The sequence below is a fragment of the Bradyrhizobium sp. WD16 genome (assembly GCF_024181725.1).
Lineage (GTDB): Bacteria > Pseudomonadota > Alphaproteobacteria > Rhizobiales > Xanthobacteraceae > Bradyrhizobium_A.
The window spans coordinates 3,433,091-3,445,731 of the sequence record NZ_CP028908.1 but is presented as its reverse complement, the minus strand read 5'-3'; the positions used below and the strand labels follow the sequence as shown (position 1 = coordinate 3,445,731).

General features: G+C 66.8%; 12 protein-coding genes. 1 reads left to right on the top strand and 11 read right to left on the bottom strand.

Going from position 1 to position 12,641, the window contains the following annotated elements; genetic code table 11:
* The 10 genes from DB459_RS15850 to DB459_RS15805 all read right to left on the bottom strand — a co-directional run bounded on the left by DB459_RS15850 (position 1) and on the right by DB459_RS15805 (position 9,246).
* Positions 1–1,017, bottom strand: a complete 1,017-nt coding sequence (locus tag DB459_RS15850) for a formate dehydrogenase subunit gamma (RefSeq protein WP_253706205.1) — start codon at positions 1,015–1,017, stop codon at positions 1–3.
* A 44-nt stretch (positions 1,018–1,061) separates the two neighbouring features.
* Positions 1,062–1,658, bottom strand: a complete 597-nt coding sequence (fdh3B, locus tag DB459_RS15845; protein ID WP_253706204.1) for a formate dehydrogenase FDH3 subunit beta — start codon at positions 1,656–1,658, stop codon at positions 1,062–1,064.
* 12 nt (positions 1,659–1,670) lie between these two features.
* On the bottom strand, positions 1,671–4,622 hold the full coding sequence (locus DB459_RS15840) for a formate dehydrogenase subunit alpha (protein ID WP_253706203.1): 2,952 nt from the start codon (positions 4,620–4,622) through the stop codon (positions 1,671–1,673).
* An 11-nt stretch (positions 4,623–4,633) separates the two neighbouring features.
* Positions 4,634–4,843 carry a formate dehydrogenase gene (locus tag DB459_RS15835; RefSeq protein WP_253706202.1) on the bottom strand — a complete coding sequence of 70 codons (210 nt, stop codon included), beginning with the start codon at positions 4,841–4,843 and terminating at the stop codon, positions 4,634–4,636.
* 29 nt (positions 4,844–4,872) lie between these two features.
* A complete protein-coding gene (locus tag DB459_RS15830; protein ID WP_253706201.1) occupies positions 4,873–5,649 on the bottom strand; it encodes a Cro/CI family transcriptional regulator in 777 nt (258 codons plus the stop codon).
* 118 nt (positions 5,650–5,767) lie between these two features.
* Positions 5,768–6,457: a DUF3306 domain-containing protein gene (locus tag DB459_RS15825; protein WP_253706200.1), complete on the bottom strand. Its 690-nt coding sequence runs from the start codon at positions 6,455–6,457 to the stop codon at positions 5,768–5,770.
* Positions 6,454–6,963 carry a DUF3305 domain-containing protein gene (locus tag DB459_RS15820; protein WP_253706199.1) on the bottom strand — a complete coding sequence of 170 codons (510 nt, stop codon included), beginning with the start codon at positions 6,961–6,963 and terminating at the stop codon, positions 6,454–6,456. The genes DB459_RS15825 and DB459_RS15820 overlap by 4 nt, the downstream gene beginning before the upstream one ends.
* Positions 6,960–7,967, bottom strand: coding sequence for a DUF6352 family protein (locus DB459_RS15815; RefSeq protein ID WP_253706198.1), 1,008 nt, complete (start codon positions 7,965–7,967; stop codon positions 6,960–6,962). The genes DB459_RS15820 and DB459_RS15815 overlap by 4 nt, the downstream gene beginning before the upstream one ends.
* Positions 7,964–8,509, bottom strand: a complete 546-nt coding sequence (locus DB459_RS15810; RefSeq protein WP_253706197.1) for a DUF6505 family protein — start codon at positions 8,507–8,509, stop codon at positions 7,964–7,966. Before DB459_RS15810 ends, DB459_RS15815 begins: the two co-directional genes overlap by 4 nt.
* Positions 8,506–9,246: a biotin/lipoate--protein ligase family protein gene (locus DB459_RS15805; RefSeq protein WP_253713596.1), complete on the bottom strand. Its 741-nt coding sequence runs from the start codon at positions 9,244–9,246 to the stop codon at positions 8,506–8,508. The genes DB459_RS15810 and DB459_RS15805 overlap by 4 nt, the downstream gene beginning before the upstream one ends.
* A 264-nt stretch (positions 9,247–9,510) precedes the next feature.
* Here DB459_RS15805 and DB459_RS15800 point away from each other — a divergent pair, with 264 nt between their 5' ends.
* The gene (locus tag DB459_RS15800; RefSeq protein WP_253713595.1) at positions 9,511–11,487 is read left to right on the top strand and encodes a 4Fe-4S binding protein; all 1,977 of its coding nucleotides are present in this window, start codon (positions 9,511–9,513) and stop codon (positions 11,485–11,487) included.
* On the opposite strand, the gene DB459_RS15795 is transcribed toward DB459_RS15800, so the two are convergent.
* The gene (locus DB459_RS15795) at positions 11,488–12,477 is read right to left on the bottom strand and encodes an AraC family transcriptional regulator (RefSeq protein WP_256519398.1); all 990 of its coding nucleotides are present in this window, start codon (positions 12,475–12,477) and stop codon (positions 11,488–11,490) included. It abuts the gene before it with no gap.
* Positions 12,478–12,641: the final 164 nt, after the last annotated feature.

Below are 12,641 nucleotides of genomic sequence, written 5' to 3'. Positions count from 1 at the left end.
TTATTCGGCGGGCGCCGCCATCGGCGGCGGCGAGCCGGACTTGCCGGCGGACGCCTGGCGGGCCTGCTCCTCGTCGAGCCACAGCTTGTGATGCTCGCGCGCCCAGCTGAGATCGACCTCGCCGGAGCCCATCGCCTCGAACGCGCCTTCCATGCCGATCGAGCCGATATAGATGTGCGCCAGCATCACCGCGATGAACAGCACCGCGACCACCGCGTGGACGATCTGGGCAAGCTGCATGCCCTCGATTCCGGTGATGTAGAACGGGAACATCAGCTGATAACCGGACGCCGCGGCGAGGCCGCCGCCCAGCACCACGATCCAGTAGATGCCCTTCTGGCCGGCATTGAAGCGCGGCGCCGGCGGATGTTCATGACCAAACAGGCCACCGCCCTTCTTGAGCCAATCGATGTCGGCCTTGACGGGAATGTTGCCGGCGATCCACATCAGGAAGATCAGCACCACCCCGATGGTGAAAGGAAAGCTGAGATAGTTGTGGGCGTATTTCGCCCATTGCGACCATTCCGAGAACGCCTCGAAACCGATCAGCGGCAGCAGCAGCGGCCGGCCGAAGGTCACGTTCAACCCGGAGACCGCCAGCACCAGGAAGCAGGTGGCGGTCATCCAGTGCACGAAGCGTTCGAAGCCGTTGAAGCGAACGATCTTGATACCCGAGAGGCCGGCCTCGATGCGGATCCTGCCGCGGATCAGATAGAAGATCACCAGGACGACGAACATGCCGAGGATGGCAAGGGCGCCGGTCCATCGCAGCGTCACCGTCCGGAACTCGCGCCAGTCGCGGCCGGCCGGCTGCTCCAGCACCCGCGAGCGCTGATCGGGGATGGTGACGCGACCCTGGATACGATCGAGCTCCTGCAGCAGCTGCTGCTCCTTGACCGAGCTGGCGGTCGGATTGATCGGCGCCTGCTGCGCGACCGATGGTGAGGACAGCGCGATCATCAGCACGAGCGCCCATAGGCCGACCGCATAGCGGACGTATTTCCCAAAACCCGTCATGAGGCTCCTCCTCGATGCTTGACGCGCCGATCCCGACCGCGCGATCACGACGCGATCGTCTCGCGATAGGCCGTCTTCCAGCCCCAGGCGCCCGAACCGTAGCCGCGCCGCGTCACGCGCTCCTTGTAGATCTGGGCGATGATCTCGCTATCGCCGGCGAGCAGCGACTTGGTCGAGCACATCTCGGCGCACAGCGGCAGCTTGCCTTCGGCGAGTCGGTTGGCGCCGTATTTCTCATACTCCGCCTTGCTACCGTCGGCCTCGGGACCGCCCGCGCAGAAGGTGCATTTGTCCATCTTGCCGCGCGAGCCGAAATTGCCGACCTTGGGATATTGCGGGGCGCCGAACGGACAGGCGTAGAAGCAGTAGCCGCAGCCGATGCACAGGTCCTTGGAGTGCAGCACCACGGCGTCGGCGGTGGTGTAGAAGCAGTTCACCGGGCAAACCGCCGCGCAGGGCGCGTCGGTGCAATGCATGCAGGCCATGGAGATCGAACGCTCGCCGGGCTTGCCGTCATTGAGGGTGACGACGCGGCGACGATTGATGCCCCACGGCACCTCGTGCTCGTTCTTGCACGCCGTGACGCAGGCATTGCATTCGATACAACGGTCGGCGTCGCAGAGAAATTTCATCCGAGCCATGATGGATGCTCCTTATGCCGCGACGATCTGACAGAGGGTGACCTTGGGCTCCTGCATGCCCGTGGCCGGATCGTAACCGTAGCTGGTGATGGTGTTGGCGCTCTCGCCGAGCACGATGGGATCGGTGCCCTTGGGATAATTGTCGCGCAGATCCTTGCCCGCGAACCAGCCGCCGAAGTGAAACGGCATCCAGGCGACGCCGCGCCCCACGCGTTCGGTGACCAGCGCCTTCATCCTGGCCCTGGAGCCGTTCTCCGCACCAGTGACCCAGACCCAGCCGCCGTCCTTGATGCCACGCTCCGCAGCGTCGGCCGGACTGATCTCGATGAACATGTCCTGCTGCAGTTCGGCGAGCCAGGGATTGGTCCTCGTCTCTTCGCCGCCGCCCTCGTATTCGACGAGGCGCCCCGACGACAGGATCAGCGGGAACTGCTTGGCGATGCCCTTTTCCACCGCGGCCTTCTGCACCGAGAAGCCGATATTGGGCAGGCGGAACTGCTTGGCGTCGGGCAGCGTCGGGTATTTCGACACGAGATCGACCCGCGGCGTGTAGATCGGCTCGCGATGGACCGGAATCGGATCCGGCAGGCCGAAGGCGTTCATGCGCGCCTTGCCGTTGCCGTAGGGCACGCAGCCATGCATCAGGGCGACGCGCTGGATGCCGCCGGACAGGTCGAGCGCCCACGACACCGCGTCGGGATTGGCGGGATTGACCTTGTTGATCGCCGCCATTTCCGCCTCGGTCAAATCCTTGTCCCAGCCGAGCTTCTTCAGGCTCGCCAGGGTGAATTCCGGGTAGCCGTCCTTGATCTCGGAATCCTTGGAATAGGAGCCGTCGGCGAGCAGGCTGACCTTGCGGCTGGTGCCGTCCGGCAGCTTCTCCTCGCGCTCGATGCCGAAACGCGGACGGAAGGTGCCGCCGCCGTCCATCACCGCGAGATTGTTGTTGTAGAGCAACGGCGAGCCGGGATGCCGGACCTCGGGCGAGCCCCAGCACGGCCACGGCAGGCCGTAGTAGTCGCCGCCGATCTCCGGGTCGTCCTTCGGCGCGCGCATGGTGACCAGGTCGAACTTGTGCTGGTTGCGCATGTGCGCCTTGAGGCGTTCCGGCGACTGGCCGCAATAGCCGGTCGACCAGCTGCCGCGGTTCATTTCCCGCAGCACATCCTCGGCCTCGGGAAGATTGTTCTCGACCTTGATGTTCTTGAACATCCGATCGGCGAAACCGAACTTTTTGGCCATCAGATAGATGACCTCGAGGTCATCCTTGGATTCGAACACCGGCTTGACGATCTGCTCGCCCCACTGCATCGAGCGGTTGGTGGCGACGCGCGAGCCCTTGGACTCGAACTGGGTCGCGACCGGCAGGATGTAGACGCCGTCCTTACGGCCGGCTTCGACCGCCAGCGACGCCCAAGTGGTCGGATGCGGGTCGGCGACGACCAGCAGCTCGAGCGCCTTGAGGCCCTTCAGCGATTCAGGGATGCGCGTGATGGAGTTGCTGGCGTGGCCCTGGACGAACATCACCTTGACGTTGTCCTTCTGGGCAACGTCGGCCTTCGGCAGCAGCGTCGCGTCGAACCAGCGCGTCAGCGGGATTCCTGGGGTCTCCATCTGCTTCTTGTCGTCGAAGCGCGACAGCAGATCGTTGTAGTCGACTTCCCAGACTCGCGACCAATGCTTCCAGGCGCCTTCGGCGAGGCCGTAATAGAACGGCAGCGTCACGACATCGAGGCCGACGTCGGTGGCGCCCTGGACATTGTCGTGACCGCGCAGGATGTTGGCGCCGGCGCCGGAGCGGCCGATATTGCCGGTCATCAGCAGCAGGATGCAGCTGGCGCGGACATTGGCGGTACCGACCGTGTGCTGGGTCTGCCCCATGCACCAGATGACCGTCGCCGGCTTGACGGTGGCAAACAATTTGGCGACGCGCTCGAGCTGCGCGCCGGGCACGCCGCTGACCCGCTCCACCTCGTCCGGCGTCCACTTCTCGACTTCCTTGCGCAGATCATCGAAGCCGTAGACGCGCTGGCGGATGAATTCCTTGTCTTCCCAGCCGTTCTTGAGGATATGCCACATGATGCCGTAGAGCACCGGAATGTCGGTGCCGGGGCGCAGGCGGACGTAATCGGTGGCATGCGCCGCGGTGCGGGTCATGCGTGGATCGAAGACGATGAAGTTGGCCCGGTTGAGCTCCTTGGATTCGAGCATGTGCTGCATGCCGACCGGATGCGCCTCGGCAGCGTTGCTGCCGATGAACAGCAGGGTCTTGGAGTTGCGGATATCGTTGATGGAGTTGGTCATCGCGCCGTAGCCCCAGGTGTTGGCTACGCCGGTGACGGTCGTCGAATGACAGATACGGGCCTGATGGTCGGTGTTGTTGGTGCCCCAGAACGCGCCGAGCTTGCGGAACAGGTAGGCGCCCTCGTTGGTCATCTTGGCCGAGCCGAGCCAGTAGACGGAATCGGCTCCCGACTTGTCGCGGACCTGCTGGATCTTGTCGCCGATCTCGTTGATGGCGGCGTCCCAGGTGACCCGCGTCCACTGGCCGTTGACGAGCTTCATCGGGTAGCGCAGGCGCCGGTCGCTGTGCACCAGTTCGCGCACCGAGGCGCCCTTGGCGCAGTGCGAGCCGCGGTTGATCGGCGAATCCCAGCTCGGCTCCTGACCGATCCAGACGCCATTCAGCACTTCGGCGGTGACGGTGCAGCCGACCGAGCAATGGGTGCAGATCGACTTGCGCACGGTGGCGCCGGAGGTGAGCGGCCCCGCGGCCGCCGCCTCCGCCTTGCGGACGCCGCCGAGCGGCAGCGTGCTCAGCGCGGCGAGGCCGCCGCCGGCGATGCCGGAGCGGCGCAGGAAGGTTCGCCGGTCGAGACCCGAGGCCTGCTCGGCGAGGGTGCTGGCGATGGCTCCGCCGCGGGCGGCGTCCGAGCGCTGGCGTTGCGTTCTCTTGATCAGCACGGTCGCCCCCTTCAGCCCGGATAACGGTTAACGCGGTAGTACTTCTTGACGTGCTCGGTTTCCTGATAGCGGGGCTTGCGCTTTTCGTCGCTGGTCTCGCTGTCGGCATGCGCCGGAGCGATCAGCGGGGTGGCGAGGCTCGCGCCGGCGCCGAGCGCGCCGATACCGAATTGGCGAAGGAGGTCGCGGCGAGCGACAGCGGTCTTCTTCTCATTCTTCATCGCGTTCCTCCCTTGCCGAGCCCAGCCGATCAGTTGGCGAGCGTAAAGGCTTCGGCCTCGACGTCCAGAAACTGCCGGCCGAGCAGGCCGACAGATCGATAGAACCGCGCACCAGCCGCCCGCTCGATGTCGGCGAACAGGCGGCCCATCCACGGCGCAATGTGCTTTTCGAAGATCTGGCGCTGAGCCGCCGGCGGCGCCGGAAAGCGACCGCCAGCGAGCCCGGCCATGATCTCGCAGAGGATCGCGGCGTGGTCCTCCGGCTCGCAATTCGCCTCCGCGCGCTCGATACCGAGCGCGAACAGATCCTCGCGCAGACGCGACAGCGGACGTTCGTTGAGAAAGCCGGTCAGATAATAGGATGCGTAGGGCAGGAGCTCGCCGCGGCCGAGGCCGACGAAGAGCGCGAAATATTCGCGCTCGACGCTCATTGCGTCGGTGCCGCCAGCGGCAGCGGCGAGCACCGCATGAGCGCGGCCGAGCGTCGTCTCGTCGCCGCGCAATTGGCCGAGCTGAGCGAGCAAAGACTTCGTCGGTGCCCCTGACAGCAGCGTGGCGAGCAGCGCGTATTCCTGGGCGCGTCCGTGATCGACCGGATCAATGTCTTCAACCATGGCTCGCTCGCCGTAGAGGTCGGGGCGAAGCTTCAGGCGCGACACACCGGTGATGGCTTCGACGGCGACCACCCGCTCGGCGGGTACCCGGTTCCAGTTCGAAACGGATGGCTGGGCAATGCCCAGTTTGCGAGCAAGCTGGGCTACGCCGCCTGCGGCTTCGATTGCTTGACTGAGGCCCGGATCGCGCACTTTACGTCCCAATAAAGCGTCGGGGCGCTTCATCTTTTCTGATGGTATGAAACTTAGTCCAACGCGAAGGGAACCGTCAATGATTCCTATAGCCTGAGGCTATAGCCTTTCGTCGCAGCTAGCTGGGCAATGCGCCGCCGTGATCGCGGCGCGTGACGCGAACCGCCTCAGCTTTTGCATCGCCCGCGCCACCTGATTGCGCCGCAGCATCAGGCGCCAGCTGCCCGGACGTCGCGCCGGCAGCCTCGCCCTGCGCCGCAGCGATATTCGCTGCCGGATCGGATGGCACCTCAGCTCCGGAGGAAATTTCCAAATGCTCAGAATGACTTCCATCCTCCTGCCCGGAGGCGTGGGAGACCAGATCCTCAGCCCCGCGCTGCGTGTCGCCGATCACCTTTGCAACCAATTCGCGCAGCTCATCGTCACTGCAATCAAGCGGACCGAAGCCCGGCATCGCGTTGGGATCATTGAAATCCCACGCATTCTCGGCGAGCCCGACAAAGTCCCTGATCGCCGGATCGGCGCTCCAGGCGCGACGAAGTGCCGCACGACTGAGCTCGAGGGGCACGCCTTCACGCAGGAAGGCAGTGACATCGGTGACAGCGGTGATGGAATCGAGCGGCGGCAGCGACGACAGATCCACCCCGCCGTCGGGTGGCGTTTCGCCGACTGCGACCTGGTCGTCAGCAGGAACATCGGACCGAGCAACCTCCGCCGGATCCGGCGGCGGAGTTCCGGCCGGGGTTCCCTCTCGCCGCGCCTCGTGCTTGCGACGCGACCAGCGGCCGAGGAAATCCTCCTCGCTCATTCCCGATCTCCGCGCCGCGCCAGCGCTTCGGGATCGGCGCGGCGCCGCTTGCGTTTGACGAAGCCCTCCCGTTCCACATGGTATTCGGCAATGAAGGCGTCCAGTGCGTCGCGCAGCACGTCCGGCATCGGCACTGCCTCGACCAGATTGTCGGCGGCTTCGGTGTAGGCCTCGCCCTCCGCCGGATCCGCGGTGGCGGCCGACACCGAATGAGGCCATTCGCCCTCGCTGGGACCCAGCACCACCCAGATGCTCGGCGCGCCGGAGGCGAGGTTCTCGCGGTAGCGCTCGGTCTCGGAGCGATAGAGTTCGATCGTCGCGCTGCCGGCATAGAACAGCGTCACATCCACCTCTTGGCGCAGCACCGTCCACGGCACCATGTCGGGCTCGTCCGGCAGCACGCCGACGGCACGCCAGACGAAATCGATCCAGGGCGATTGCGCCTTGCGGCGCTCGACGACGACGCCGACGAGAATGCGGGTCAGGGGCACGGCGGCGGGGCTCAAAGCGCGGTCTCCAGCTGCTTGAGCGGCAGTCCAGTGAGGAGGTTCTGCGGCTTCATCCGCACCACCTTGTCGTCGCTCATGGCCAGGATGAGATACACCGGCTCGCCGTCGACCGCATCCAAAACCGGCGCGGCGGCAGCGAAGTCGAGGCGAAACAGGCCGAGCACCCGGCCGGCGCTGCGCTCGTCGAGGATCTCGCCGTGCCAGAGCCGGTCGCCGATCCGCGTCGCGTCGGCATCGAGCCCGACATACCAGGTCAGGCGGGCATCTCGCAATTCGATCAGCGGTGCGACGCCGACCTCGGCGCCGAGCAGATGAAAGATCCAGCGCGTCATTGCCTGCGCCAGCGCGGCCTGGCCGCGGCCGCCGCCGGTGAGATCGAGGCCGGTATCGAACAGATCGCTACGCTCCCAGTAGCTCTCGGCATCGTCGTCGGTCAGCACGTCGATCTCGGCCTCGGCCGGCACGCCGAGCATGGAGATCAGGGGCGAAACCGGCGCCGGTCCGAGACCGCCGATCGTCTCCTCGTCGCCCACCACCAGCGCCTGCTCGTGCAGCATCACCCGCTGCGGCCGGAAGAACAACTCGGCGGCGCGCAGCACGAAGGGATCGTCGCAGCCGTCGAGGGCATTGCGCAGGATGACGTGGACGAGTTGGTTGACGAACAGCGGCGGCAACCGGATCGCCGCCGAGCGGACCAGCGCCAGATAGGCCGCTTCGAGGCTGGAATGGGAAAGCAGCAGGTCGCGGAAAGCCAGAACGAACCGCCAGTTCTCGCGCGCGTCGGCATCGGCCATGGCGGCCACCTCGGCCGCGCTCACCGGCCGTCGCGGATCGGCGAGCAGAACGCGGTGCAACATGCGCTCGGCGTCGCAGGCCTCGGACGGCGGCATCAGTTCGGGGCGAACGAAATAGGCCTTGAGGAACTCGTCGGTGACGACGAGCCAGCCCTCGGCATCGCGGTCGAGGAGGTGATGGCCGCAGGAGATCCAGAAATCCTTCATCGCCGGTCGCGCTCCGTTGCAAGACCTTTCAGATCGACGCCCTCGCCCGGCACCGGCTCCTGCCCGTCATCGACCTCGACAAAGGAAAAGGCCCGGCTGTGGCAGGGCTCTCCGCGCCGCTGCAGGGTGCGAAAGGCCTCTCTGATCTCGCCGTCGGTTGCGGTGCGATGCACGGCAATCAGGGTGTCGGGCGGGTATTCGCACAGCGACTGGGCGAACGCCACCTCCTCCTCGGCAGCGGCGCACGCCGCCGCAAGGTCCGGGGCGCCCATGCGCGCGACGAGCTGATGCGCCAGCAGGTCGATCACCTCTTCGCGGTCCTCTTCCGTCGCCTCGACGATCTGCACCAGTGTCGACCAGCCCCACGACTGCACGCCGAGAAATCCGCTGCGGAAAGCCGAGCGCGCCTTGGTCTCGAGGGTCGCAGGATCGCTGTCCCAGAACCGGAAGGCGCCGGATACCGCCCATTCGCCGGGCTCCGCGGCCGGGTCGAAGACGAAGGTGTCCGACGGGTCGAGCGCGATGGTGCGCAACAGTTTCACAGGCGTGGTCCTCCACTAGCCGGGTCAAACCATGACGGCGTGCGCAAGGCGTCCCGCAGGTCCGCGCGTTCGACGCCGTCCCCCCCCATCCTGCGCTTGAGCAGGTCGCCATTGTCGTCGATCCGGCGGCTGATCCCGTGCTCGCGTCGAAGCCGCGACAGGTAATCCTGTGCCAACGGGGCGAAGCCCTCGATTTGCCAGCGGTCGATCACCAGCATCAGATGGCGCGCGAAGCTTTCGGTGACCTGGACCGCCCCGGCCTCGCCGAACCCCTCCTCGTCGAGCGCCGAAGCCAGCGGATGGACGCCCGGCTCCTCGCCGCTCACCGACACCGTCCGGATCATACCACCGAACACCAGCCAGGGCGGCGGCTTGCTCTCGTCCGCCGTTGAGGGCCAGCCGAGCCGGCCGCCGCCGACCAGGCCGCCATCGATGCGGATCGCATCAGGCCAGTCGATGGTCACCGGCTTTTTCGGCGGCGCGTAGGCGCGCAGGGCATCGGTAAGCGCCACCATGCCGGCATAGAACGCCCGGCGGGCGGTGCGCAGCGGCTCGTCGGGCTCGAGCACCACCGCAAACTCGGCGAGATCGAACCGGCCGACATAGACCAGGGTGCCGGCGCCGCTCTCCGCCGCGATCGCGACGGCGTGATCAAAGGCGTCGCCGCCCTCGCGCAACCTCACCAGCGTGAACGGGGGAGGCAGATCGAGATGCTCCGAGGCTGAGTGAATGCGCATGGTGGCGGACACCTGGCGCTCCGGCTTCCTGTTTGATTGGTTTGATAATAGTAAGTATACGAGCCGGATCGCTGGCGCGAGTCCTGCGCGCCGCGCCCCCGATCAGGGCGCAAGGTTCGTAGCAGCCTTCGGCAGGCAGCCTGCTTCCCTTGTCGAGCGGGCATTGTTGGGGCGCAGCTGGCGGCTCAGGAACGTCTTGGAAGCTGGATGTAAAGCATGGCGCGTTCGCCCGACAAGATCCTGGTCTGCTCGTGCGAAGACACGATGCCGCTCGACGTCGCGGCCGTTCAGCGCGGATGCGGCGGCAGCCCCGTCGCCACCTTCTGTCAGCTCTGCCGCAGCGAGATCGATCACTTCCGCGCCGCCGCGGCGAGCGAGGGCCGGCTGATCGTCGGCTGCACCCAGGAAGCGCCGCTGTTCTCGGAGCTGGCGGGCGAGCGCCGCGACGGCATCGAGTTCGTCAATGTGCGGGAGACCGCCGGCTGGTCGAGCGAAGGCGCCGACGCCGGTGCGAAGATGGCGGCGCTGTTCGCCGCGGCCGGCGAGCGGGCGCCGGACTATCCGCTCGTCAGCCTGTCGAGCGAGGGCGTGATCCTGGTCTATGGCCGGGACGAAAGCGCCATCGAAGCCGGCAGACTGCTGGCCGATGAGCTCGACGTCACCGTCATGATCAGCAAGCCGGGCGAGATCGAGCCGCTGCGCACCAACCTCTTTCCCGTGGTCAAGGGAACGGTGCGCGCTGCCGGCGGCCATCTCGGCGCTTTCGAGCTGACCATCGACGACTATGCCGCGCCACGCCCCTCGTCGCGCGATCAGCTCGTTTTCGAGGCGCCGCGTCATGGCGCGACCTCGCGCTGCGACCTGGTGCTGGATCTCTGCGGCGACACACCGCTGTTCCCGGCCCACGAGTTACGCGACGGCTATCTGCGCGCGGATCCGAAGGACCCGGCGGCCGTGCTGCGCGCCGTGCTCAAGGCGCGCGGCCTCGTCGGCAGCTTCGACAAGCCGCGCTACATCAATTTCACCGCGGAGCTGTGCGCCCATTCGCGCTCCAGGCGCACGGGCTGCCGCCGCTGCCTCGACCTGTGCCCCACCGGCGCCATCACGCCCGACGGCGACCACGTCAGGATCGATGCCGAGATCTGCGCCGGCTGCGGTCAATGCGCCGCCGCCTGCCCGACCGGCGCCGCAACCTACGCCATGCCGCCAGCCGACAAACTGATGCACAAGCTGCGCGCCATGCTGCTGGCCTATCAGCAGGCCGGCGGCACCAACGCTGTCGTGCTGCTGCATGATGGCGACCACTGCGCTGCCTTGATCGACGCATTGGCGCGTCATGGCGAAGGCCTGCCCGCCAATGCGCTGCCGCTCGCGGTCAACGAGGTCACGCAGGTCGGCCTCGAGGCCATCGCTGCCTGCTTCGCCCACGGCGCCACGGCACTGCGCTTTCTGCTCCGCGCCAAGCCGAAGCACGATCCGGCCGGCCTTGCCCAAACGATCAGCATGGCCGAGGCCATTCTCGGCGGCCTCGGCATCGCCGGGCGACGCGTCGCCACCATCGAAACCGACGACCCCGACGCGCTGCTCGATGCGCTGCGCGCGATCGAACCCGGCCCCGCGGTGACGCCGCCCGCCACCTTTCGCACCGTCGGCAAGCGCAGCGACCTGCTGCGTTTCGCCCTGGGTGAACTGCATCGGGTGGCGCCCTCGCCCGTCGACGTCATTGCGCTACCCGAGGGCGCGCCGCTCGGCACCGTCCAAGTCGATGTCGACGGCTGCACGCTGTGCCTGTCCTGCGTCTCGGCCTGTCCCACCGGCGCCTTGTCCGACGATCCGGAACGGCCAGCGCTCAAATTCGCCGAGGATGCCTGCGTCCAGTGCGGGCTCTGCAAGAATACCTGCCCGGAAAAGGTGATCACACTGACGCCGCAGATCGATTTTCGCGCCGCCACTGCCCGCCCCCGCGTGATCAAGGAGGAAGAGCCCGCGTTGTGCATCCGCTGCGGCCAGGCCTTCGGGGTGAAGAGCACCATCGATCGCATCGCCGCCAAGCTCGAGGGTCGCCACTGGATGTATCCCGCCGGCGACCGCCGCACTGAGGCGATCAGGATGTGCGCCGACTGCCGCGTCATCACCATGAGCGAGCAGCATTTCGATCCCTTCGTCGGCGTGCCGGAGCGCCCGGCCCCCCGCACCACCGACGATTATCTGCGCGAGCGCGAGCAGCGCGACAAGCGCTGATCAATCGGCCGTCGCGCGGCGCCACGCACGGGGACTGGTGCCGTACCAGCGCGTAAAGGCGCGCGAGAAGGCCGATGGCTCGGAATAGCCCAGCAGGAAAGCGACATCGCCGAGGGGCAGGTGAACCTGCGCCATGTAATGGCGCGCGAGTTCACGCCGCGTCTGCTCGATGAGATCGGAAAAGGTCGCGCCGTGTCCGGCGAGGCGGCGCTGCAGTGTCCACGACGGGATGGCGAGGGTCTCGGCAACCTCGTCGATGCCCACCTCGCCGGTGGCGAGACGCCGTCGGATTTCGCCGCGCAAACGATCGACGAAACTCGGAGCGCCGCACGATCCCGCCACGGCAGCGAGATCCGAGGTCAGCGACTGCAGCCGCGACAGGTCGCCCGTCGGCATCGGCCGGCTGAGTCCGCGATCGCGGAACACGAGGGCGTTGGTGCCCTGCGACCACCGCGCTTCCGCATCGAACGCCGTCTCATGCTCACGCCAGGCCGCCGGGCGCGCATGCTCGAACAGCACCGCCTCGGGCGCCCAGTGCGGCCCCAGGCAGGCGCGGAACACGTTGGCGAACATCCCCATCGTCAGTTCGGCATCCTGTCGCCGGTCGACGATCGAGCCGTCGAGAATGCGGTATTCGAGACGAAGAAATTCGCCCCGCCGCGCCAGCCGCGTCTCGGTCGCCTGCTGATGCCAGGGAAACCACTGGGCCAGATGCTCGATGGCGGAGCCGAGGGTGGGAGCGGCAAGCGCGATCTCGCCGATCAGACCGAGCATCTCCGGGCGGTAGCGCTGCCCGAACCACAGGCCGAAATTGTCGTGCCGCGTCGCCCGTGCCGCCTCTTCCATCATCGCGACATAGTCGGCGAGGTCGAGCGCGGTGCGCTTATCGCCGAGGCAGGCCGGGTCAACACCGATACGTTCAAAGACCACTTCCGGTTGTCCGCCGGTCTGCGCGATGAAGTCGCCGAGACCGTTCGCGGCCGCCGCCAGGATGTTGCGGCGGCGTCCGCCCTTGGAAGAGATTTCGGTTGCGCTTCGAAGCGATATGACCGGCCTCCATCGGCTTCGATTCTAGAGAGTCCTTTCGAGCCGCAGATGGAGAAGGCATGCAAACTGCGTGCCGGTGGGGACCGAGAAGCCCCACCGGCCTCTCT

What these genes read in the sequence shown, in the direction of transcription:
- DB459_RS15850 (WP_253706205.1), bottom strand. Translation starts at nt 1,017, where the DNA reads ATGACGGGTTTTGGGAAATACGTCCGCTATGCGGTCGGCCTATGGGCG.
- fdh3B (WP_253706204.1), bottom strand. Translation starts at nt 1,658, where the DNA reads ATGGCTCGGATGAAATTTCTCTGCGACGCCGACCGTTGTATCGAATGC.
- DB459_RS15835 (WP_253706202.1), bottom strand. Translation starts at nt 4,843, where the DNA reads ATGAAGAATGAGAAGAAGACCGCTGTCGCTCGCCGCGACCTCCTTCGC.
- DB459_RS15825 (WP_253706200.1), bottom strand. Translation starts at nt 6,457, where the DNA reads ATGAGCGAGGAGGATTTCCTCGGCCGCTGGTCGCGTCGCAAGCACGAG.
- DB459_RS15815 (WP_253706198.1), bottom strand. Translation starts at nt 7,967, where the DNA reads ATGAAGGATTTCTGGATCTCCTGCGGCCATCACCTCCTCGACCGCGAT.
- DB459_RS15805 (WP_253713596.1), bottom strand. Translation starts at nt 9,246, where the DNA reads ATGCGCATTCACTCAGCCTCGGAGCATCTCGATCTGCCTCCCCCGTTC.
- DB459_RS15800 (WP_253713595.1), top strand. Translation starts at nt 9,511, where the DNA reads ATGCCGCTCGACGTCGCGGCCGTTCAGCGCGGATGCGGCGGCAGCCCC.